The organism is Caballeronia sp. LjRoot29 (assembly GCF_964252755.1).
Lineage (GTDB): Bacteria > Pseudomonadota > Gammaproteobacteria > Burkholderiales > Burkholderiaceae > Caballeronia.
This window is the reverse complement of sequence record NZ_CAXUPU020000043.1, coordinates 12,245-33,816: the sequence shown is the minus strand read 5'-3', so window position 1 is coordinate 33,816 and position 21,572 is coordinate 12,245. Positions and strand designations below refer to the sequence as shown.

Below are 21,572 nucleotides of genomic sequence, written 5' to 3'. Positions count from 1 at the left end.
GCGGTCGTTACCAGCCACTCCCGGACGGCATCGCTTCGTCAGTTCACCGGATTGATCTTGAAACCGGCTCGATATTCAGCGATGTGCTTCTCGCGCTGCTCCGGCGTCATCCCCCGCAGGAGGACGATCGGGCTCTGGATGACGTGCCCGCGAACATGGTCGAGGGTCCACATGTTCCTGTCGTCGAACTGGAGATGTGGTTGCGGCACCAGGGTCTTGCCGTCGCTGCGTACAAAACCGAGATCCTTGATGCAATCGGCAAGATCCCATCCGTGGTAGCACTCTTCCCATTCGCGACGTCCGCTGAAGCGTCCCATGGCCGGCGTCGGCCGCCCTTCGTATTCCGAGGCGAACGCTACCTTGTGGGTCCAGTGGCACAACTCCGAGCAATATGTGAACAACTGACCATCGACTTCATCGACGACAAAGTCTTCGCGGATCAGGCACGGCACGAGGCAGCTCCAGCAACGGTGCGGGTACACATAGCCGTTTTCCTGGTCGAACAGCATGTTCGTCTCGCCGGGAATGCTCTTCTTCGCGTACCACTTCCAGTAGTCGCCGAATTCGGCGTACCAGCCCGGGTACTTATGCTCGAACCACTCGAAGTCCTTTTCTGTCTGCGCTTCAATACGCCAGAAGTTGACCGGCCAGCCTACCGAGAAGAACTGGGCGACCTTGTGGACGTAATTCTTCTTGACCAGCCGATCCCACGCCGCCCCAACGTCATCGTGGTGAATCTTGATGCCGTATTTTTCGAGCGGCAGCATGTAGGTACGGTAGTAATCCTCATAGATCCACCGGTGCCACAACTCCGCATACGACTCCTTGTTTTTATCCCGATCCGTGGTGCCGTACTCGATGAACGTGCCGATGGCCGCATCCACAATGGCGTGGTTCTGCCAGAAGGCGTAACGAAGATCGCGCTCGAGCAACAGATGATTGTCCGGATCGTTGATGACCGACATCACCAGCGAATGGCCATTGCCAATGTGGCGGCTTTCGTCGGACTGCACCGAGAGGAACACCGTCGGCAATGCATAGTCGCCATTACGCGCGGCCTCCGAAGGCATGGCGACAAACAGCGTGTTGGTGAACGCCGTTTCCGCGACCACTTGCAGGAACACGTTCGCCGCCGTGACTGCGTCACCCGTCAGGAACCCTTCGGCAAACTGTCGGCCGATCGTGGTTGCATAGCACTTGCCGAATGCCGCCTCGGTGATATCGAACCCGGCCGGATCGATATAGTTCTCCATGTACCATTTCTTGAGGTTCATCTGGATAGTCGAGTGCCGGAACTCGTCGACCATCTGCATGGTGAAACCCGTGCGTAGCTCTTCTCCGGGCGCGAGTCTGCCGAGCATCGCCATTGAACGCGCCGCCGAAATTTCCGGGAAGGGGATGATCGCCAGGAACAGCTTCATCCACTCGACCCAGCGCGGCTGCACGTTGCGGAACATGTCACCGCGCAACGCGGCATCAAGCGCGCCGTAGACGCGGTTATCCTTTTCCTCCTGCATCGGAAAATAGGAGCGCAGCACCTGTTTCATCGGGTCGCGCGGCGCCTTGCTGATCTTGTAGTCGGTCGGGAAGGTCATCGCCTCCTGAACGTAACTGGGCGTCCAGCCGAGGTCGGCAACGCGGCGTGCCGCTTCACCGATACTGATCCCGCGCTGGGACGTGATCTTGTTGAGGGTTAATCCGTCAGACATTGAGCTCTCCTTTTCCATTTCACGATTCACCGTCGTATTCAGCGGTTTATTTCACCGTTGTACGGCGGCGCTACGGGCAGGGCCGGTTAATGCCACGGCCAGAGTCAACAATCAACAACACAGGCCGGCGGTCACGGTCGCGAACAAATCATTGGTTCGGGAGTGCTGAACAGACGGCGTTCCCGGTCCAGTCTTCACGATCCATGCCTCCTGTCGTTTTTGTGTACTTCGGTTTTTGTGTACTTGGGATCATCGACACGTGGGTCTCGATCTGTACTTCTAGAGCGATTAGCATGCCAACGAGGCTCTAAGGCCGCCTCATAAGGCTGTGCGATATTTGGCGTTGTGTGAGCGGGACGCGGGCAGCTCATTCTGTTTTGTTATGCGACATTCGCTTTCAGCGGATCTGTCCGATATTGGGACGATCATGGTTACCGTGCGTTGCAATTCAGAGGACGTTGGAGGCCACCCGGCGGCAACTTGAAATCGTCCGCTCAATCAGGATGCCAAAATATTTAATCCGGACTCCGGCCTTGCAGCATTCCCTTCTGATCAACTCAGCACAAACCGCTTACAGCCCCACGCCTCCACGTTTCTCGCCCGTATAGATCACGCTCTGGGGAGAGGCATCAACGTCGCCATTCGGTTTCTTCTCGGCGATAAAACGTGCGGCGAGCACCAAAGCGCCCATCGCGAAGTCCTTGCCGTAAGCCGCGGTCATTTCGTCTCCAATCGCTCCCAGGCGCTCGAAGAACTGGTCCTTCGTAAGCTGTTCATTGCTCATGGTTGTCTCCTTCTTTATGTAGTGGATGTTGTCTGTCCCGTCATCGCGGGCTTGCGAAATGAAACAGCGCCTCCGGCAACGATACGAGGCCAATCGCGCCGGCTTCAGTGCCCATCGCGAGCCTTCCGCCGTCGGGCGACCAGGCGATGGCACTCACAGGGCTGCCGTCAGCGCCCTTGACGAACAGCGAATCACTGCCGCCCGACTGGCACAGCAGTACCGCGCCATTGTGATAACCAACGGCAATCAGTGGATGCGTGGGATGACAAGCAACCTCAGTGACCGGCGTCTTGCCCGTAATGCCACATTCCTTGGGTTGAGAATCCCCGCCGGGAGGATCGAATCGCCAGCACACCGCGCGCGGACCGCCGCTCGTGACCAGCACCCGGCCATCTGCCGAAAACGATAACGACCCGGGTTGCCCGGGATAACCGCCCATCTCGATGTCGCCGCCGTCCGGCAGGCGCCACCCGTGCAGGGCATTCTCTTCCATGCCGCTCACGATATAACGGCCGTCGCGACTCCATGCCACGCTGCGGTGATAGCCGGGCCATGCGAGCAAGCGGGGAACATGGGTGTCGACGGGCCATAGCGTGACGCCGCCGTGATGGGCGATCGCCAACTGGTCGCCGGAGGCATTAAAGCCGAGTGCGGTTGCCGAACCCATTAACGCCAGACTAGCGGGTTTCGCTCCCAGCCAGTGCACCCGGCGGCCAGTCGTATAGGCACGGCCGGTCCTGCTTGTTGCCACGAGATCGATCCACTCACCAGCGGCATCGACGAGCACATTGCTCGTACCATCCGCCTTCAGATGGACGAGACGCCCGTCATCTCCGCCGCTGAGAAAACCGCCTTCAGGATCCGCGGCAAGCGCGAGGCAAGTTCCATCATGCACGCTGAAGCGGACGACCGGCGCCGGCGGTTCGCGCGGCTGCACGAACTCGACGCCACCGCCCTCGCGGGGCTTGAGCGCCGGACCGCCGGGCCATTCCCCGGCCGCGAGCGCCACCGTGCCGTCACCCAGCGCAAATCCCACATTGCGACCGGCAAAGTCCCACGCTAGCGCGACAACGGGGGCCTCCGTCATCCAATAGGCTCCGAGCAACTCGATCAGAGGCGGCGGCGCATTCATGAGTCGGTCTGGCAATGGCCGATACTTTCCCGCAAGCCAAGCCGGTCAAGATTGCGGCCGATAAACACCAGCCTGCTATCGCGTACTTCATCCCGCCGCCACGGCCGGTCGAAGTCCGTATCCATGGTCATATGCACGCCCTGGAACACGAAACGGCGCTCCGATCCCGACAGGTCGACAATCCCTTTGGCCCGTAGCAGATCCTGCCCTTGCTCGACCACCAGTTGCTGCAACCACGAAAGAAAACGGCTGCGTTCCAGCGGTTTCTCAACACGCAGCGACACGCAATCTATGCCATGACTATGCCGGCCGGGACCAACGGATATATGGCGGAAGGGCCGCTCGTCTGCATCGTCGGAAGAGTTTGAAAGATGCAGGCGCTTGAGATCGAACGCGCCCCGATCAAGCAGCGAAGCCAGCGGCACCGCGCAGCGGACGCTGTGCAGCAACTCCGCAGTGGGGTTGATGCCTCGGATAGCCGTCTCTACCGAAACCAGGCCGTTCGCATCGACGAGATCGGTTTTGTTCAGGAGTACGATGTCTGCCTGTGCCAGTTGCTCCGCGGCCTCACGGCTGTCGGCCAGACATGCCTGGAGGTGCAGCGCGTCGGTTACGCAAATCACGCTGTCGAGCCGCGTGCGCTGGCGAATGGCATCGTCAATAAAGAATGTCTGGACCACGGGCGCCGGGTCCGCCAGCCCTGACATCTCGATCAGGATGCCGTCGAAACCGCCCTTGCGCTTGATCAGTCCGGACACTACGCGGATCAGGTCGCCGCGCACTTTGCAGCATACGCAGCCGTTATTTAACTCGATCACCTCATCTTCGGCGCTCACCACCAGCGCACCGTCGATGCCGAGCTCGCCGTATTCGTTGACGATCACCGCATAGCGCCGGCCATGCTGCTCACTCAGGATGCGATTGAGCAGCGTGGTTTTGCCTGCGCCGAGAAACCCGGTAAGCACAGTGACCGGAATTCGATTCATTGCCACTCCCCGGGTTTCTTGTTGGGCTCTGCCGTGTCGAAATTCGCGAGCTCGTTTTCAAGCCAGTCGCGCTCGGCTTCAATGGCCAGCAATTCGTTTTGTGATGCGTCCAGCCGCGCTCGCAGTTGCACGATGTCCCGCGTCCGGTCGGGCGTTACGCCTTCGCGCTTCTCGCACGCCAGCGCACATGCCAACTCGATCTCCGCGCCGGCACAGCGATTTTCGCCCCGCAAATACCGGGAATTCACCTCGGTCAATGCAATGACCAGGCGCACGCGTTCAGGAATCGGCAATGAATTTTGCTGCGGCGTCACAGCGCCCTCCCTAGTCCGGTTAAATTACGTCACTCACTAGGGAATCAGCACCGCGCGGCCCCTGATCTTGCCGTGATGCAAGTCCTTGAGCGCCTGGTTCGCATCGCTCAAGCGATATTCCTTCGTCGCCAGATGCACCAGTCCGCGATCGGCGAGCGCCATCAACTCGACCAGCTCCGGATAAGTGCCGACCAGGTTGCCGACGATTGTTTTCTCGCTGGTGATCATGTCGATGGTCGGCAATTCGATCTTCCCGCCATATCCGACGATGTAATAGAACCCGCCGTTACGCGTCATGGCGAGCCCCTTGGCGATCGCGTCACCTTCACCGACGAAATCGATGACCGCTTCCGCGCCGTTGCCGCCGGTCATCGCGAGCACGCTCTCCACTTCGTCGCCACCGCCCTTGACCGTATGGTCCGCGCCGCATTCCTTCGCCAGACTCAGCGCGGTGTCCGAGCGGTCGACCACGATGATTTCCGCAGCGCACAAGGCCTTCAGCACCTGGATGCCGATGTGTCCCAAGCCGCCGGCGCCGATCACGACCGCAAACTGGCCGGGCAGCAAATGGCGAGAGGCCTTCTTGGCAGCGCGGTACGCGGTCAATCCGGCATCGGTATAAGGCGCGACGTCCTTGGGCGCCAGCGACTTCGGCAGCTTGATCAGAGAACGCTCACCCGTCAGGAGATATTCGGCGTATCCGCCATTGGCGTTGATGCCCGGGAAACTACTGTCGGTTGCATGCATGTCGTCGCCGCGCCGGCATGCCAGGCAGTGACCGCTAGTCACGAGCGGATGGCAGATCACCGCGTCGCCCACCTTGACGCTCTCCACGGCGGAGCCCACCGCTTCGACCCAGCCCGCGTTTTCGTGGCCCATGATGTAGGGCAACGCCACGTCAACCTTGCTGCGCCAAATGCCTTCGACCACGTGCAGGTCGGTACGGCAAACACCCGCGCCGCCAATCCGCACGATCACGTCGGTGGCCTTTCCGATCTTCGGATCAGCGACATCCTCGTAACGCACGAACTCGTCACGGCTCAATGATTCATCGTATTCATGCAGCACTGCAGCTTTCACGTTTCGTCTCCTTTTAAAGGCTTGACCGCTTGCATGGGAACTTGCCGGCCCTGGACGCTGCAGGCAGGCTTGCCGGTTCTTCCTACGCGTTTTTTTATCGCTTACATTATCGCTGACCGTTATGCAATCTCCATGCCGATGACACGGACTTCCCATAAACAGAGGCTTGGCGCCTACAGGCAAAAGGAATCTGCTGCGTGGACAGCCAGCGTGGTGAGCGTGAGGAATTCGACCACTGTCGCAGAATCGGACGCTTGGTCTGGCGGCGGCTAAAGAACCTGTCGCGAAATGAGACAGATGCGCTGAGCGAGGATGCCAGCGTCTTACCGTTGGCATTCTCGCGAGGGCTTAAGTGTGATGGATTAGAACGCTGCGTCAGTAGGCAGTTTGTGTCGACTGCTAACCTTCGCGCCGCTTTTAGCGGATCTCTCTGGCAACGCTCTGCAACTGCTTGAACGCTTGATACCGTGCTTCGTGCAGTGCCGCAATATCGCCTATAGCCGGCTCGTAGGTCTTGCTGATATGCGACATCCGGGTCATCGCCGAGCGCACGTTATCGAACAAGCCGCCAGCCACGCCGCCTAGCATCGCGGCGCCTAGCAAAACCGGCTCTTCCGCTTGCGTTGCCAGCACGGGCTTTCCCGTCGCGTCCGCGAGCAATTGCCGGACGAGATCGAGCCGCCCCGCACCGCCGCTGATGACCACGCGCTCGATCGGAGCGCCCGCTACGGTCTGCGCTTCGATGATCTGACGAAGGCCGTATCCAATACTGCAAATGCCGGCGATATAAAACGCGACCAGACTGTCCAGATCGCTCTCCATCCCAAGGCCCGCGATCACGGCGCGTGCGTGAGGGTCGGCGAACGGCGCACGGTTTCCCAGGAACTCCGGGACGACATGCAAGCCCTTCGCCAGCAACACGGCTTCCGACAAACTATCGGCAGCCTGCTCCGCGAGCGTAGCGAGCATCACCGGCAAGGACTGACCCGCCTGCTCAGCTTGTTGCCGGGCATCGGGCGTCGCGGGGTGCATCGAAAGAAGATGTTCGATCGCGGCGCCCGCCACCGATTGACCGCCTTCGTTAAGCCATGCATCCGGCACCATCGCCGAGAAATAGGGACCCCATACGCCGGGTACGAAGACCGGGCTGCGAGTCGTGGTCATCGTGCACGAAGAGGTGCCGAAGACATAGCCAAGGTTGGCTTCGGACTTACCGTCAGCGCCCACTGTGCCGATCCCGCCGGCGTGGGCATCGATCACGCCTGTTGCAACCGGCGTTCCGGTTCGGAGGCCGAGTTCCGCGGCGGCATTCGCGGTTAGCCCGCTTCCCAATGGCGTTCCCGGGTCGACAACGCTCTGGCCGATGCGAGCAAAGGCTTCGTTCGCCAGCACGTCCAGGCCAACGCTACGGAAGTAACTTTCGTCCCAGCGCCGTTCGTGCGCGAGGTAGGTCCATTTGCAGGTCACCGTGCAGGTGGATCGGGACAGGTCCCCGGTCGCGCGCCACGTCAGGAAGTCGGTCAGGTCGAAAAATTGCCATGCCGCAGCAAAGACGCTCGGCCTGTTCTCAAGGAGCCACAGCAGCTTGGGTGTCTCCATTTCCGGCGATATCTTGCCGCCAACAAATTTCAGCACCTCATGTCCTGTCGCATTGATGCGCTCTGCCTGCGCCACGGCCCTGTGATCCATCCAGACGATGATGTCGCGCTCAGCTTGCTCGGAGGGACCCACGGCCAGGGGCTGGCCGCCCTCGCCCAGCACGACGAGCGAACAGGTGGCGTCGAAGCCGATGCCGGCGACTTGATCCGCTGACACCGCGGCTTGCGACAGCGCATCCTTCACGGCATCGCAGACGGCATTCCAGATCTCGCCGCTCGATTGCTCGACGATGGAACCACTCGCCTGATACAGGGTGATGTCACGCTTGGCCGTGGCCATCATGTGGCCGGCAAGGTCGAAGATTCCGGCCCGGGCGCTGCCGGTGCCGACGTCCACGCCAACGACATATTTCGCATCGCGCGTGCTGTCTGTCGCTTTGGCGGTCGGGTTTTCTGCTGTCATGGCTCACTGCCTGCTAGATGCTTGTTACGGTGCGTCCAAGGTGGATGGCGAGCCGCACCGCACACAAACCGGGCTCGCCTCTTTTGCGCGTCCTTCAACGCGTTTCAGAGATCAACGCTGTTTGGAAGGATCACGAGATCGCGGATAGTCACGTTGCGCGGCCGCGTCAACATGAAGAGTACCGCGTCGGCGACCTCCTTGGGCTGCATCAGGCTGCCCGAGGCAAGCGCCTCGTCCATCTTCGCCTTCGGCCAATCGTCGAGCAGCGCCGTGACAACCGGGCCGGGAGCCACCGCGCCTACCCGCACACCATGCTTGGAAAGCTGACGCCGGATCGTATGGACAAATGCCTGCACCGCGAATTTGGAGGCGGTGTAGATCGGCTCCCACACAACCGGGACAATCCCGGCGATAGAGCTTGTGAAGATGATGTCGCCCGATTTCTGCGCGACCATGTGCGGCAGCACGGCGTGGACCGATCGGAACGCAGCGTTGATATTGAGGTTCAACATGCGATCCCACTCGTCCGGATTTCCGTCGATCACTTCACCACCAACGTACGCGCCGGCGTTGGCATGGAAGACATCGAGGCCGCCGGCAAGATCGAGGATCTTCGGCAGCATTCCGGAAACCTCCGACGGCTGCAGCAGATCCACGACCAGCGGGAACGCGTTCGGCCCCAGTTCCGCGCACAGTTGCGCGAGCCTGTCTCCGGCGCGGTCGACCAGCACCACCTTCGCCCCTTCCGCGATCAGCGTGCGCGCGCACTCCAGTCCGATACCCGACGCCGCTCCCGTGATGGCGGCAACCTTTCCCTTCATCATGTCAGTCATTTACTGCTCTCCAAGTTTGCGGATTTTACGCACGGCCATGCGAGACGCGAGACTGCCGGGCAAGCGAGTCGACGATCACCGCAATCGCCAGCACCGCGCCGGTGATCATGAAGCGCAGCGAGGACGACAGATTAAGCAGCGTCAGGCCGCTTGCGATCGACTGGATCACGATAATGCCCAGCACTGCTGAATAGGCGCTGCCGCGGCCGCCGAAAAGACTCGTACCGCCAATCACCGCTGCTGCAATGGCGTTGAGGTTCACGTCGCCACTGCCGGCCTGCTGGCTGGCCGAGGCGAGCCGTGCCGCGGTCAGCACGCCGCCAAGCGCGGCGAAACTGGCACACAGCACGAAGGCGCTCATATAGATGCCGCTGACATTGATGCCGGCCCGCCTCGCGGCCTCGTGATTGCCGCCGACTGCGTTCATCGACCGGCCCCATCGTGTCCTCTTGAGCGCGTAGTCCATCGCCACCGCGAGGCCGAGGAAGACGCCAAACATAAGCGGCACGCCTCGTCCCTGGTTAAGGTACACGACCACAGCCTCAAGCAAAACGGTAAGCGCCACGCTGCGCACGAGCAGGCTGCCCACCGAGGGTGCAGAGAGGTTGGACGCGCGGCGGCGCTCACGGGTACGTAATCCAAGCAGCATCATCACGACGCCAGGCGCCAGCGCGAGAAGGTACGAAATGGCGGCGGGGATGATGATGAGTTGCCCGAGATTCACCAGCGCGGAGTCGTAGGGCAGGTTGATCGATCCGGTGGCGCCCAGCACGTATAACTGCATGCCGAGGATCGCGAGCAGCCCTGCCAGCGTTGCGACGAAACTCGGCATGCCGAGCCGGTTCAGAAGCACCGCGTAGATAGCGCCAACGAACGCGCCCACCGCGATGGCCGCGACAATGGCCAACAGCACGGGCCAGCCATGATTGACCCAGAGCATGCCTACGAGCGCCGAAGCGAAACCGCTCATCGAACCCACCGAGAGGTCGATCTGCCCCACCATCAACACGCAGACAATACCCAGTGAAATCACGCCGACTGTCGAGCAGTCGAACAGCAAATTCACGAGGTTGTTAGCGGAGAGAAATACCGGGTTCAGGCTCGTGAACACGGTCCAGATAATGACGAGGCCCGCGATGACGGGCAGAGACCCCAGATCGCCCGAGCGCACGCGTTCGACGAAGGCGGAAACGGCGCCGCCGACCCCGGTCGCGTGTTTGACGCGGACATCGCTGCGGTCGAGGAGCGTGGCCGGCTTAGGCGCGTCTTGCGTTTCACGCGGCGGAGTGCCTTGCATTTCGTTGCTCATGATCGTTCCTTGGGTCTAGACGCTCTGTTCGGCTTGACGACGGCCGGCGCGGCGCGACACGGCGTTCTCGGTGGCGCCGGTAATCGCGGCCACCAGCTCTTGGTTCGAGGAGTCGGGATAGAAAACGCCGTTATTACGGCCAAGCCGCAGCACCACGATCCGGTCGGCCACGGCGCGCACGTCTTCCATGTTGTGACTGATCATGATGACGGCGTGGCCGCGGTCACGCACCCGCTCAATCAGGTTCAGCACCTCGGCGGTCTGGGCTACGCCAAGCGCTGCCGTTGGCTCGTCGAGCATGATCAGCTTTGGATCGAGCAACAGCGAACGTGCGATCGCCACCGTCTGACGCTGCCCGCCCGATAGCGACGCAACCACGTCGCGCACGCTCGGAATGCGGGCCGATAACTCGTTCAGCAGCGTCCACGCCTTCACCTCCATGGCGACCTCGTCGAGACGCATCGGGTTCAGTTCGCGTCCGAGGTAAATATTCGCGACGACATCGAGGTTCTCGCAGAGCGCGAGGTCCTGAAACACCGTGGCAATGCCGAGATCGAGCGCCGCGCCCGGATTGGACAGCGTGACCTCCTTGCCGCCGAACGTGATCGTACCGGCGCTCGGTTGATGTACACCGGCAAGCACCTTGACGAGTGTCGATTTCCCGGCGCCGTTGTCGCCTACGAGGGCGACCACCTCGCCCGCATGCACGTCGAGCTCGATGTCCGTCAGGGCCGAGACCGCTCCGAAGTGCTTCGAGACGCTGCGCAGACTGAGCACCAGCTCACCGCGCCTGGATCGTGTTGTGGAGTCGTCAGTCATGGGACGGATACCTCATTAAGAGTAGAGGGACCCGGCACGAGCCGGATCCCGCCCGGCGTCGCGCCGGATCAGTTTGCGCAGTTCAGTTCAAGACAGCTCAGTTCGTGATGCCAAGCTTCTTGCAGCCGTCGGCATAACGGTCGGTGCACAGGTCCTTGGCGCTCGCGAAGCCCTTGTCGACGACCTCCGCCTTGATGTTTTTCGACGTGATGACCGCGGGCTTGAAGAGCTGGGACGGCGTGTTAAAGAGCGTGGTTTCGCCCTTCGGGGTTTGGCCGGACAGGAAGCCGACAGCCACCTTCGCCGCCGCAGCCGCCACGATCTCGCTCGGCTTCAGAATGGTGTTGTACTCATCGCCTGCAATGATCAGTTGCAGTCCAGCAAGCGTCGCGTCGTTACCAGTCACCGGCGGCACCGGATTCACGCCTGCTGCCTTGAAAGCCGCGACGGCGCCGCCTCCCGTGCCATCGTTCGCAGCGACAACACCCACGATCTGCGAGCCGAAGCGGGTGATCTGGCCGCTAACCCACTGCTGGGCCTTGGGCGGCGCCCAGTCCGGCGTGTCGTATTCAGCCAGCGTCTTGTAACCGCTGCCCGCCAGGCCGGCATGGATGCCCTTCTTGATCAGTCCCGCCGCCGCGTCGGTCGGCGAACCATTGACCTCGAGCACGCCGCCTTTAGATGTCGGTACGCCCGTGTCTTTCAGGTGCTGGACGAGCGACTCGGCGATCGACTTGCCGATGCCTTCATTGTCGAAGGATACGTAGTAGTTGGCCGGCGTCGATGGCACAGGCCGGTCATAGGCAATAACCTTGATCCCCTGACCCTGTGCCATATGAACCAACGATGCGGCAGCCGTGGAATCCACCGGGTCAAGGACAATTACCTTCGCGCCTTGCGCGATCACCGAGTTGAATTGCTGCTGCTGCGTCGCGACGTCGGCATTGGCGTTCTGGTAGAGCACCTTGCAGTCGGGACAGAGCTTCGCCATCTCGGCCTTGAAACCGGGGAAGTCATGCTGTTCGTAGCGTGTCGATGCCTGGTCGGGCATCAGGAAGGCGACCGTGCCACTGGGCGCGGCCAACGCGGCGGTACTGCCTATAAAGCTGAGGCCAAGGCTCAGCACGCCGGCGCCGATCAGTTGGTTCGAAAGTCTGGTCATCGAATGTCTCCATTTTTTTAAAAATGACGGCGCAGATGCTGCCGTGCCTGGAACTTGCTGCGGTGTTGCTGCGGTCTTGCTGGGAAATTCAGTTACTCCGTAGTACAAATTAGTTTCTCTTTGTTTTTGCCAACACCCTCACCCGCAAAAACATGCGCTAACCAAGCTCTTCCAGAGCCTCCGCCGCGTCCGATGATTCAGTCGCGCTCGCCGCGTTAAGCTGCTGATACGCGCGCCATTTCGACGGCGACATGTCCTTCAGCAACAGGAACTGACGGTTAAAATTCGAGAGATTATTAAAGCCGACCTGATAACAGATATCGGTAATAGTCAGTTCACCCGACATCAACAACTGGCATGCAAGGTTGATGCGCAACCGGTTCACGTATTGCACGAACGGCACGCCGGTATGGCGGCGGAAATATCGCGAAAAAGCGCTGGCGCTTTGTCCCGCGAGTTCGGCCAGTTCGGTCTCGCGCAACTCTTGCGACAGGTTCTTGCCAATGTAGGAAAGCACGTGATTGATGCGCGTCTCGGCATAGCGCGCCGGGTCCGCACGATACGCGGCACTGGCGAGCTTGGTTTGTTCTGCGCTGTGCACGAGCAAGTCAAGCAACTCGATGAACAGCGTGATGCGCCGCATGCCTTGCGCGCCCAGCATCTCGCGCATGATGGGTTCGGCGGCCGCTCCTGTTTTCCGTGTGAACAGCACACCCCAGCGCGATGCATCGAGTAAGGACTCCACGCACTTAAGTTCCGGAAACACCTTGATGGCGTTAGCGACGACCTCGGCATCGAATTGGAGGATGAGACAGCGCTCATCCACGCGCTCGCCCGGCGACACATTGCTGACCCAGTTGTGCGGCAGATTCGTGCCTGTCATGACCAGATTGCCGGGCGCGAAGTTGCCGATGTAATCGCCTACAAAGTATTTTCCCGTCGTCGATGTAACGACCTGGATTTCGTATTCGGGATGAAAGTGCCAGCGCACCGTTCGATACGGATAACCGTGCGACCACACCTTGAACGACTCGTCGCGCGGCACGGCGACCAGTTCCAGATCCGGCTGGACAATGTTGGCGCGCCGGGCGTCCGTACGAGCGGCGCGGCAATCACCGCACGTTCCGCATTGACACGCCGCAGCACTCGCAATGGTGTCCATCTGTCTTCCTCCTGACCCGCTATTTTTTGGGGCGGTTCGCATAGACCACATTGCGCCACGCCATGTGTGCAAGTTAGCCCTGTGACGACTATTTCACCACTGAAATTGAAACCGAAAACTGATACTAATTTGCATTCGGGTAAGTCCGTAGTGGCTCAAGAGTCAACTTTTGTGCAACGCAACAGCTTTAGGGGCGGATCAAGCGATCTCTGTTGAAGATGCGCTTGGATGCCTGCAACAGGCGCTCATTGCCGCGCTGAATAAGGCATCCGAGCGCAAGGTCGGCAAGCGTCGGACCGGCTAGGAATGGGGTTAACAGCACCAAAGGACGAAACGTTCCGGCCAGGCCCGCAAATTGCGCATACCGCTGACCCTAATGATATGAGAACTCGATATGAAAATTTGGCAAAGCCTGACGGTTGCAACCCTGATTGGCGCGGCAAGCATGGGTGCGCAAGCACAAGTGGCCGGCACCCAGCCGCTGTCCGTGACGGTTCAACAGTCGCAAGCATTGCTGCAGGGCTGGAGCGCCAAGAAGAGCATTCTTGGGAAATCGGTCTACAACGATAAGAACGAGAAGATCGGCTCCATCATCGACCTGGTCATTTCGCCGGATACGACAGTCTCGGCAGCCGTCATCGGAACTGGCGGCTTCCTGGGTGTCGCCACGCATGACGTCGCCGTTCCCATTGCGTCGCTCGACATCCGCAATGGCAACTTCTATCTGGCAGGCGCAACGAAGGAAGCACTGAAGGACACACCGGAGTTCCAGTACAGCAAGGTACAAACGCCGCCGAAGCCACGGAAAATTCAGGCTCAGTAAAGCTGGCGACAAAGGGTGCACTTAGTCTTATTGCGAGCCCCCCGCCAGCCTTGGATAAAAAAACCGCGCTTAGCAACTAGCGCGGTTTTTTTCTTGGGCGTAGCGACGACCATTACCAGCAAAGTTTGCTTACGCGCCAAAGACCGGATACGAGGCCTCATGAATGGCCGCCAGCGTATCGTCTTTGGCCAGCAGCCCGGACTCGTCCAGTATGCTGCGCAGCGGGCGACCTTCCGCGACGGACTGGCGAGCCAGTTTGCTCACGCGAGCGTATCCAAGCTTGGGCACGAGCGCGGTTGCCATGGCCATCGAATCCATCAGGTGCTGCTCGTTTCGCGCGACATCGGCTGTAATACCCGCTACGCACTTCTGCGCGAATCGTTGGATGCCGTTGGTCAGCAGCATGATGCTGTCGAACACGCGAGACGCCACGACGGGCTCGAAGTGATTGATCTCGAGTTGCCCATACTGAACCGCCTGAGCGACCGCAACGTCATTCCCGATAACAGCGAAACTCAACTGGATCATGGCCATTGGCAAGACCGGATTGACCTTGCCCGGCATGATGGACGAGCCCGCTTGAGCCTCAGGAAGATGCAGTTCCCCAAGGCCCCCTACCGGGCCGGATGACAGCACGGTCAGATCCGACGCGACCTTCGCGAGAGACGCGGCGCAGGTGCGCAGTTCGGCTGAAACGCGAGAAAACACGTCCATATTCTGCATCGCGTCGAAGGGATTTGACGGCGCCGTATAGTCCACGCCAGTGATGCTGGACAGATGCCGATAGACAGCCGATCGATATCCTGCCGGTGCGCCAAACCCCGTGCCGATCGCAGTACCGCCAAGCGGAAGCGTGCGGAGTTTGTCGCGTACGGCCGCGAGTTCTTCCGCCAGACGCCGCGTAAGCGATGCGTAGCCGCCGAAGACTTGTCCCAGCCGCATCGGCTGCGCATCTTGCAGACAGGTTCGGCCGAGATGGAGGATGTCGGCAAATTCCGTTGCCTTGGTGTCGAAGTGCGCAGCAAGCTGCACTATCTCCGCGATGAGCGGCTCAAGCATCGCGTGCGTTGCTATCTTCAGCGCCGCCGGATAAACGTCATTGGTCGATTGCGAACGATTGACGTGGTCATTGGGGTGGATAACATCGTATGACCCGGACGGTTGTCCCAGATGCTGCTGCGCCCGATTGGCGATGACCTCGTTGAAATTCATATTCGTCGACGTACCGCCGGACCCTTCCAGCAGATCAACGATAAGCGAATCATCGAACCGCCCCGCTATGACGTCCCGACACGCGAGCATGATCGCTTCGCACTGCTGGGTAGTCAGCACGTCATTGTCACGATTCGCCAACGCGGCGGCCCACTTGCATTGTGCAAACGCGTCCCGGAACTGTGGATAGTGCGCGATGCCGAGCGGCGAGACGCTGAGATTTTCAACGCCTCTTACCGTGTTGACGCCATACAGCTTGTCGCCGGGTATGGTGACTTCGCCAACGTAGTCGCGTTCGGTCCGTGAATCGTTTCGTGATTCGGTTTGTGATTCGGTTTGTGATTCGTTATAAACAAGCTTATTCATGTGAGTTCCTTTCAACATTGCTTTCACCAACAACAATCAGTTCTTCAATCCCGCTGCCCAACGCTTTCAGCCTGGGCAGGAAAAACGTTTCGATCACCTCGCGTGCCGTCTCGCACGCGTCCTCGAAAAACGCGCTGTATTCGTCACGACGCGCGACCAGGTAAAGCGACCGCTCGAGTCCCAGGTTGTCCACCACATGAGTTACCACCTGACTCGCATGCGCTGCGCCCTGCAGCAGGCACATTGGCGAGGTCACTGCCCATCCGATCCCTTCAGCGACCATCGACGTCAGCGCATCGGCGTTATCGAGTTCCAGACGGATCGGCATGCGCAGTTCGATCCGGCGCAGGTATCGCTCGATCTGCATCCCAACCTGCGAGGTCCGGTTGAAACGTACGATCGGCAGCGAGTTTGCCAGCGCCCGAACATCGTCGACGGTCCGCACGGACATGTGCGCGTCCCTTGGCGTGATGACAAGATATCGCTCTGAAAAGAGCCGGTACCGCACTACGTCGTTGGCATCCATCAGCGCGTCGCTCGTGACGACAAGATCCAGATCCCGGCGTAACAATGCCTCGCCCTGTTGCGGACTCAACCCAGTGCGTATGGACAGCCTTGAAACCTTCCCCAGCAGGCGCTTGGTGAAGACCGACCCGCATGTCGCCGCAAACGAGTCGACCAGCCCAATACGCAGGTCCGGCTTGATCCCTTGCCCTGCTTCAACGACCTGTGCCTTCAGGTTCGCGATTTCCTCACTCAATATCGCACCGCGGTTTCGCAGCGCGATGCCGAAGGGCGTCAGCGCCAGCGGGCGAGTGGTTCGATTGACGAGCACGACGCCGAGTTCTTCCTCGAGTTGCCGGATGATCTGGGAGACACCCGATTGAGAAATGCCCATCCGCGCCGCCGCCCCGGACATGCTGCCCTCTTCCGCGACGGCAACGAAGACTTGTACCGCGTGCATATCGATTGGCTTGTTCAGCGACATGATGGGCCCGGTTAAATGTTGTCCTTGCATGACACCGCAGGATAAGTCATCTGGCGCGTCGCTTCTTCGGAGCATCAAGGGTAGTCACTTCCTGTTGCCGTCTGAAAAAGCCGCAAGCGCGGCGCCCTGCTCGTCGCCCATTGCAGATTCGCTTTCAGTACCTTGCCCGGACCTCATGTCCGATAGATTTTCGGTGCCCGTTTCGGGCGCAAATACGTGGCAAAAGACACCCCCGAACACTAATACGCCGACGCATACACCGAGTGCCGAATGAATGCCCACGTGCTGCATCGCTAACGGAAGAAGGAACGTGCTGATGGCCGAACCAAACCGGCTGGAGGCAACTGCCAGCCCAACCCCCGATGCGCGCAGGTCAGTCGGAAAGAGTTCGGGCGGATACACGAACTCAAGATTCGCGGCCGCTGAAAGAATGCAGGCGAAGAGACCAAACGCGATCATGGTTCCTATCGGCCCGAATCCCGCGTAAGCAAGGATCGCCAGGGCGACCGCTGCGAGGTAGAACGTGCCAATGAGGAAGGCGCGACGCGACAGCTTGTCGACGATCAGAAGACCGACGATCGCTCCCGCGAAGAGCAAGACGTTATAAATCAGCCCTCCTACGAAGTTGTCCTTGACCTGCAAGGCCTGGAGCACCTTTGGGGAGAACGTGCCCAGCGCGAAATACGGCACGACCTGACAGGTGTAGAACACACAACCAACCAGCGTGTTCTTGCGCCAGCGCGGTGAGAACAATTGCGACCACGCCCCGCGTCGTTGCTGAGACGCTGCTGACGAAGACACGCGTGACGAGTCAGGAAGGATGACTTCAGGTCCGAATTTGCGACGAATGATTGCAAGCGCCTCGTCGCGCCGCTCGCGTTTCATCAACCACATAGGCGACTCGGGCACACCCAGGCGGAACGGAAGAATGAGGAGTGCCGGGATCCCGCTTGCGGCCAGCATGATTCGCCATGCGTCAGGGCCAATGTCACGGATGACAAAGCCGATAAGGTAGGCGCCGACGTAGCCCGCAGCCCATGCGGCGGCAAGTACGCTAAGCAAGCGGCCGCGGTAACGGCGTGGCGAAAACTCGGTCACGAGCGATTTGCTTACTACGTAGTCCGCACCAAGAATCAAGCCCAGCAGCAGGCGCAGGACCAACAGCTGTGCCGGCGAAGTCACGAAATATTGCGCCGCCGAGATGATGGCGAACAACAACATGTCGAAGGCGAAGATGGTGCGTCGGCCGTACTTGTCCGCAATCGGACCGGCGAACATGCTCCCGAGAAACAGGCCCGCGAGGGACGCAGCGCCAAGCAACCCCATCCAGAGCGGAGTCAAATGAAGCGACACGGATGCCATGCTCACCGCAATGCCGATGATCCCCAGCACGAAGCCATCGCTGAACTGGCCACCGGTGCCGCTGAACGCAACGCGCAGATGGAAGCGGCGTAGAGGGAGATCCTCCAGCAATATCTGTTTGCTCACTTTTGTCTCCTGAAACCTTTGTTATCGCGGCGCGGTTCGTCGCCTTGAAAACAAGTGTACGGAGTCAAATTCAAGAAAACAGCATGTCTGGCGGCAGTATCAAGAAAGCTAATACTCTGTCACGCGGCGGCTGAAGTTGAGCGCGCGCATTGCCTTATGCCCTCCATTGCATCACAAAGGCAAACGCTCACGGCATACAGCCAGCGTCAGTTGTCGAAGCCATCGGTGGACAGGATCGACCTCTAACCGCGGATGCCACATCTGCGATACCGTAATCTCTTCGGTCGCAATGGGAAGCTCGAAGGCGGACGTGAGCAACCTTTGCTGTTCGGGCTGCTTGCTTACCTGAGACGCAGGCACGAGCGCGATCAGGTCGGAGGCTCGCGCTACAGCGAGCGCGGCGGGAAAACTCGGAACCACGGCGACGATCATTCGCTCGAACCCTAAAGCCGCTAGCGCTTCATCAACCGGTCCAGTTGTTCGACCGCGTCGTGAAGCGACGACATGACCGAAGGCGATGTACCGTTCGACTGTCACCTCACGCTCCATCGCGAGCGGATGACCCTGCCTGACAACGCCGATAAACCGATCGCGGAATAACGCTTGCACACGAACTTCCGGCCCCATGTCGCTCAATACACCGATCTCAAGATCAGCGGAGCCGTCGCGCAAATATGCCGCTGTCTTCTCGGGCTTGGGCGCAAAACGCAAACGCACGCGCGGCGCAACCGCGGTCGCCGCCGCGATCAGGGCGGCACCGAAAGCCTCCACGAAACCGTCGCTCGCGCGAATGGTGAAGGTCCGCTGCAACGTTGAAAAATCCGGTTCCGTTGTTGAGGGACGAAGTACGGCACGTGCTTCATGAACCGCATTCTGAGTGCGTTGACGCAGTGCCTCTGCATGGGGAGTCAATACCATGCCGCGCCCCGCTCGAACTAATAACGGGTCACCGGTCACCTCGCGAAGCCGGGTCAAGGTTCGGCTCATTGCCGAGGCACTCAATCCCAGCCGACGCGCGGCACCGACCACGCTGCCATCGGTGAGCAATGCATCGAGCGCGATGAGTAGATTCAGATCGGGTTCTGTCATGCCTCATCGTAGCATCATCAACTTGAGACATGGCGTCTGCTGCACGTTATAAATGCAACTGCTGCGCCTTCCGCCATGTATCTCTGATCGCTATATTCGATGTCTCGACTCATGACTTAAGGAACGATCAATGCAAGACACATCTCCGAAGAAAACTGTCCTCCTCGTTGGCGCATCCCGGGGTCTCGGATTCGCGATGGTCGAGGAATATCTGAAGCGCGGCTGGCAAGTCATCGCCACTGGCCGCGAGGGTTCAATGGACAAGCTGCGCCAACTCTCGGCAAGCAGCCAGGGTGCGCTGGAAGTTGAAACAGTCGATATCACGATTCCTGAGCAGGTCACCGCGTTGCATAGCCGCCTTAAGGATCGACGACTGGATTTATTCTTCGTGAACGCGGGCGTCAAAAACAATGATGGTGAAACGATCGCCGATGTCTCGACCGAGGAATTCGTACGCGTGATGGTGACGAACGCGTTGAGTCCGATGAGGGCGATAGAGGCGTTTCAGGATCTCGTGCAGCCGGCCGGAACGATCGGCTTGATGTCATCCGGGCAAGGCAGCCTGACTAACAATACTAACGGCAACTATGAGGTCTACCGGGGCAGTAAGGCTGCGCTCAACATGTTCATGCGTAGCTTCGCTGCACGTCACCCGGACGGCGCGAGAACCTTGTTACTGATGGCGCCTGGATGGGTGCGAACAGACATGGGCGGTCCTGAGGGGCGTCTGAGTATCGAGGAAAGTATCCCGAACTTGCTGAACACGATGGAGGCTTACGAAGGGCGCTCCGGGCTGCATTACCTGGACTACCTGGGACGCGTCGTTCCCTGGTGAGCGCGGCCGAAAATTACACGTTACGGCATCCTCTGGTTGCTGAGGCTCGGATGCTAGCGGCTCCGCTCACCCTATTTCAGATCCCCTCGTTAATCGCCGGTTCCGGCATAAGCGGCTCTCAGCGTGGCGGCATCGAACTTCACCATTTTCATCATGGCTTCTGCAACGCGCGTGGCCCTTACCGGATCAGGATCCGACATCATCGGGATGAGATCGGAGGGAATGATCTGCCATGACACCCCGAAGCGATCTTTCAGCCAGCCGCATGCCTCAGGCGAACCGCCGCCCTCGAGAAGGGCGTTCCAATAGCGGTCGAGTTCTTCCTGATCGTCACAGTTGACCACTAGAGACACCGAATGGTTAAACGCGTCGCCTCCCCCAGAACTCATGGCGAAAAAAGGCTGCCCGAAGAGCACGAATTCGACAAGCTTCGTTGAACCGGCACTCGTCACCGCAGTGACCCGGACGACACGCGAGTCCGGGAAAATATCTGCATAGAAAGCAGAGGCCTCCTCAGCTTCCTCGGCATACCAGAGAAACGGCGTGATCTTTTGAATCGTCATGGCAAAGCTCCTGTCAGTGTCTGATTGAACGGGCATGAATGGGCAGGCAAATCGCATGCTGCTATTGAGGCGACGAACGAAGACCGTCCAATTCGACACGGCAGGGAAAAAAGATTCATTTTTTTACCAGGCCGATGCGATGCGATGCGGTGTCCACCCCGGATATCGCGGATCGTATCCGTGAACGCCGAAGTGGCGCCCACCATACTAGAAGGACACATCGGGTGCGAATGGAATTTATCGATGCCCAGGGGTTTTTACCGACCTTGATTCATGTCGATACGGACGCCGCCGAATCGTCGTAGGGTTATGCCCCACTTCTTCACTCCACTTCTCCACCGAAAGGCATTCACACCATGACTACTGGAACCGTCCGTCTGCACCGCGTCTTGCGCGCGACTCCCGAACGCATCTATCGGGCCTTTCTCGAAGTCGATGCAATAGAGAAGTGGCTTCCTCCTTACGGGTTCACCTGTCAGGTCCACCACCTGGATGCCCGCGTAGGCGGCACACACAAGATGTCCTTCCGCAACTTCACCACCGGCAACAGCCACTCGTTCGGCGGCGAGTACGCTGAGTTGGTGCCGTTCGAGAAGATCCGCTATTCGGACCGATTCGACAACTCAAGCCTGCCCGGCCAGATGGACGTCACTGTTTCATTGCGGCAAGTGTCCTGCGGCACCGAGCTCAACATCGTCCAGGAGGGCATACCCGAAGTCATTCCCGTGGAGATGTGCTACCTCGGCTGGCAGGAGTCGCTTCTCCAACTGGCAAAGCTGGTCGAGCCCGATATCCCGGATTGATGAAGTGACGGATTGAGGACGCTTGGGCGCCTGCATCGCCATGAGCCTCTGCAA

General features: G+C 59.7%; 20 protein-coding genes. 3 read left to right on the top strand and 17 right to left on the bottom strand.

Features of this window, described 5'->3' with window-relative positions:
• Positions 1-38 precede the first annotated feature (38 nt).
• From ACSQ83_RS31440 to ACSQ83_RS31385, 12 genes are all read right to left on the bottom strand, one after another.
• Entirely contained in the window at positions 39-1,709 is a 1,671-nt protein-coding gene (locus ACSQ83_RS31440; protein WP_414953794.1) for an aromatic/alkene/methane monooxygenase hydroxylase/oxygenase subunit alpha, read from the bottom strand.
• A gap of 571 nt (positions 1,710-2,280) precedes the next feature.
• Positions 2,281-2,493 (bottom strand): hypothetical protein, encoded by a 213-nt coding sequence (locus ACSQ83_RS31435; protein ID WP_414953795.1) that lies wholly within the window; start codon positions 2,491-2,493, stop codon positions 2,281-2,283.
• A 40-nt stretch (positions 2,494-2,533) separates the two neighbouring features.
• Positions 2,534-3,580, bottom strand: coding sequence for a WD40 repeat domain-containing protein (locus ACSQ83_RS31430; RefSeq protein ID WP_436230806.1), 1,047 nt, complete (start codon positions 3,578-3,580; stop codon positions 2,534-2,536).
• A 41-nt stretch (positions 3,581-3,621) separates the two neighbouring features.
• Positions 3,622-4,611, bottom strand: a complete 990-nt coding sequence (locus tag ACSQ83_RS31425) for a CobW family GTP-binding protein (protein WP_436230805.1) — start codon at positions 4,609-4,611, stop codon at positions 3,622-3,624.
• Positions 4,608-4,925, bottom strand: coding sequence for a hypothetical protein (locus ACSQ83_RS31420; protein WP_414953798.1), 318 nt, complete (start codon positions 4,923-4,925; stop codon positions 4,608-4,610). The genes ACSQ83_RS31425 and ACSQ83_RS31420 overlap by 4 nt, the downstream gene beginning before the upstream one ends.
• A gap of 36 nt (positions 4,926-4,961) precedes the next feature.
• Positions 4,962-6,005: an NAD(P)-dependent alcohol dehydrogenase gene (locus ACSQ83_RS31415; RefSeq protein WP_414953799.1), complete on the bottom strand. Its 1,044-nt coding sequence runs from the start codon at positions 6,003-6,005 to the stop codon at positions 4,962-4,964.
• A 417-nt stretch (positions 6,006-6,422) separates the two neighbouring features.
• On the bottom strand, positions 6,423-8,066 hold the full coding sequence (locus ACSQ83_RS31410) for an FGGY-family carbohydrate kinase (RefSeq protein WP_436230804.1): 1,644 nt from the start codon (positions 8,064-8,066) through the stop codon (positions 6,423-6,425).
• Positions 8,067-8,170: 104 nt separating this feature from the next.
• Complete coding sequence (locus ACSQ83_RS31405; RefSeq protein WP_414953801.1) at positions 8,171-8,899, bottom strand: SDR family oxidoreductase; 729 nt, start codon at positions 8,897-8,899, stop codon at positions 8,171-8,173.
• 25 nt (positions 8,900-8,924) lie between these two features.
• Entirely contained in the window at positions 8,925-10,208 is a 1,284-nt protein-coding gene (locus ACSQ83_RS31400) for a sugar ABC transporter permease (RefSeq protein ID WP_414953802.1), read from the bottom strand.
• A gap of 15 nt (positions 10,209-10,223) precedes the next feature.
• Complete coding sequence (locus ACSQ83_RS31395) at positions 10,224-11,027, bottom strand: ATP-binding cassette domain-containing protein (protein ID WP_414953803.1); 804 nt, start codon at positions 11,025-11,027, stop codon at positions 10,224-10,226.
• Between the two features lie 97 nt (positions 11,028-11,124).
• Entirely contained in the window at positions 11,125-12,189 is a 1,065-nt protein-coding gene (locus tag ACSQ83_RS31390) for an ABC transporter substrate-binding protein (RefSeq protein WP_414969579.1), read from the bottom strand.
• Between the two features lie 157 nt (positions 12,190-12,346).
• Positions 12,347-13,351, bottom strand: coding sequence for an AraC family transcriptional regulator (locus ACSQ83_RS31385; RefSeq protein ID WP_436230803.1), 1,005 nt, complete (start codon positions 13,349-13,351; stop codon positions 12,347-12,349).
• A 394-nt stretch (positions 13,352-13,745) separates the two neighbouring features.
• Here ACSQ83_RS31385 and ACSQ83_RS31380 point away from each other — a divergent pair, with 394 nt between their 5' ends.
• Positions 13,746-14,174: a PRC-barrel domain-containing protein gene (locus tag ACSQ83_RS31380; RefSeq protein WP_414953806.1), complete on the top strand. Its 429-nt coding sequence runs from the start codon at positions 13,746-13,748 to the stop codon at positions 14,172-14,174.
• 129 nt (positions 14,175-14,303) lie between these two features.
• Here the strand turns inward: ACSQ83_RS31380 and ACSQ83_RS31375 are convergent, their stop codons facing one another.
• From ACSQ83_RS31375 to ACSQ83_RS31360, 4 genes are all read right to left on the bottom strand, one after another.
• Positions 14,304-15,752 (bottom strand): aspartate ammonia-lyase, encoded by a 1,449-nt coding sequence (locus ACSQ83_RS31375; protein WP_436230802.1) that lies wholly within the window; start codon positions 15,750-15,752, stop codon positions 14,304-14,306.
• Positions 15,745-16,740: a LysR family transcriptional regulator gene (locus ACSQ83_RS31370; protein ID WP_414969582.1), complete on the bottom strand. Its 996-nt coding sequence runs from the start codon at positions 16,738-16,740 to the stop codon at positions 15,745-15,747. Before ACSQ83_RS31370 ends, ACSQ83_RS31375 begins: the two co-directional genes overlap by 8 nt.
• 84 nt (positions 16,741-16,824) lie before the next feature.
• On the bottom strand, positions 16,825-18,228 hold the full coding sequence (locus tag ACSQ83_RS31365; protein ID WP_436230801.1) for an MFS transporter: 1,404 nt from the start codon (positions 18,226-18,228) through the stop codon (positions 16,825-16,827).
• Positions 18,229-18,399: 171 nt separating this feature from the next.
• Positions 18,400-19,317, bottom strand: coding sequence for a LysR family transcriptional regulator (locus ACSQ83_RS31360; protein ID WP_436230800.1), 918 nt, complete (start codon positions 19,315-19,317; stop codon positions 18,400-18,402).
• Positions 19,318-19,447: 130 nt separating this feature from the next.
• Between ACSQ83_RS31360 and ACSQ83_RS31355 the strand changes: the two genes are divergently transcribed.
• Positions 19,448-20,152 (top strand): SDR family NAD(P)-dependent oxidoreductase, encoded by a 705-nt coding sequence (locus ACSQ83_RS31355; protein ID WP_414969585.1) that lies wholly within the window; start codon positions 19,448-19,450, stop codon positions 20,150-20,152.
• An 89-nt stretch (positions 20,153-20,241) separates the two neighbouring features.
• Here the strand turns inward: ACSQ83_RS31355 and ACSQ83_RS31350 are convergent, their stop codons facing one another.
• Positions 20,242-20,715, bottom strand: a complete 474-nt coding sequence (locus ACSQ83_RS31350) for a VOC family protein (protein WP_414969586.1) — start codon at positions 20,713-20,715, stop codon at positions 20,242-20,244.
• Between the two features lie 356 nt (positions 20,716-21,071).
• Between ACSQ83_RS31350 and ACSQ83_RS31345 the strand changes: the two genes are divergently transcribed.
• Positions 21,072-21,518 carry an SRPBCC family protein gene (locus ACSQ83_RS31345; protein ID WP_414969587.1) on the top strand — a complete coding sequence of 149 codons (447 nt, stop codon included), beginning with the start codon at positions 21,072-21,074 and terminating at the stop codon, positions 21,516-21,518.
• The last annotated feature ends 54 nt before the right edge of the window (positions 21,519-21,572 follow it).

Bases quoted from the DNA above. Each gene is read 5' to 3' on its own strand.
- ACSQ83_RS31440 (WP_414953794.1), bottom strand. From the start codon at position 1,709: ATGTCTGACGGATTAACCCTCAACAAGATCACGTCCCAGCGCGGGATC.
- ACSQ83_RS31435 (WP_414953795.1), bottom strand. From the start codon at position 2,493: ATGAGCAATGAACAGCTTACGAAGGACCAGTTCTTCGAGCGCCTGGGA.
- ACSQ83_RS31430 (WP_436230806.1), bottom strand. From the start codon at position 3,580: ATGACGGAGGCCCCCGTTGTCGCGCTAGCGTGGGACTTTGCCGGTCGC.
- ACSQ83_RS31425 (WP_436230805.1), bottom strand. From the start codon at position 4,611: ATGAATCGAATTCCGGTCACTGTGCTTACCGGGTTTCTCGGCGCAGGC.
- ACSQ83_RS31410 (WP_436230804.1), bottom strand. From the start codon at position 8,066: ATGACAGCAGAAAACCCGACCGCCAAAGCGACAGACAGCACGCGCGAT.
- ACSQ83_RS31405 (WP_414953801.1), bottom strand. From the start codon at position 8,899: ATGACTGACATGATGAAGGGAAAGGTTGCCGCCATCACGGGAGCGGCG.
- ACSQ83_RS31400 (WP_414953802.1), bottom strand. From the start codon at position 10,208: ATGAGCAACGAAATGCAAGGCACTCCGCCGCGTGAAACGCAAGACGCG.
- ACSQ83_RS31395 (WP_414953803.1), bottom strand. From the start codon at position 11,027: ATGACTGACGACTCCACAACACGATCCAGGCGCGGTGAGCTGGTGCTC.
- ACSQ83_RS31390 (WP_414969579.1), bottom strand. From the start codon at position 12,189: ATGACCAGACTTTCGAACCAACTGATCGGCGCCGGCGTGCTGAGCCTT.
- ACSQ83_RS31385 (WP_436230803.1), bottom strand. From the start codon at position 13,351: ATGGACACCATTGCGAGTGCTGCGGCGTGTCAATGCGGAACGTGCGGT.
- ACSQ83_RS31380 (WP_414953806.1), top strand. From the start codon at position 13,746: ATGAAAATTTGGCAAAGCCTGACGGTTGCAACCCTGATTGGCGCGGCA.
- ACSQ83_RS31375 (WP_436230802.1), bottom strand. From the start codon at position 15,752: ATGAATAAGCTTGTTTATAACGAATCACAAACCGAATCACAAACCGAA.
- ACSQ83_RS31370 (WP_414969582.1), bottom strand. From the start codon at position 16,740: ATGTCGCTGAACAAGCCAATCGATATGCACGCGGTACAAGTCTTCGTT.
- ACSQ83_RS31360 (WP_436230800.1), bottom strand. From the start codon at position 19,317: ATGACAGAACCCGATCTGAATCTACTCATCGCGCTCGATGCATTGCTC.
- ACSQ83_RS31355 (WP_414969585.1), top strand. From the start codon at position 19,448: ATGCAAGACACATCTCCGAAGAAAACTGTCCTCCTCGTTGGCGCATCC.
- ACSQ83_RS31350 (WP_414969586.1), bottom strand. From the start codon at position 20,715: ATGACGATTCAAAAGATCACGCCGTTTCTCTGGTATGCCGAGGAAGCT.
- ACSQ83_RS31345 (WP_414969587.1), top strand. From the start codon at position 21,072: ATGACTACTGGAACCGTCCGTCTGCACCGCGTCTTGCGCGCGACTCCC.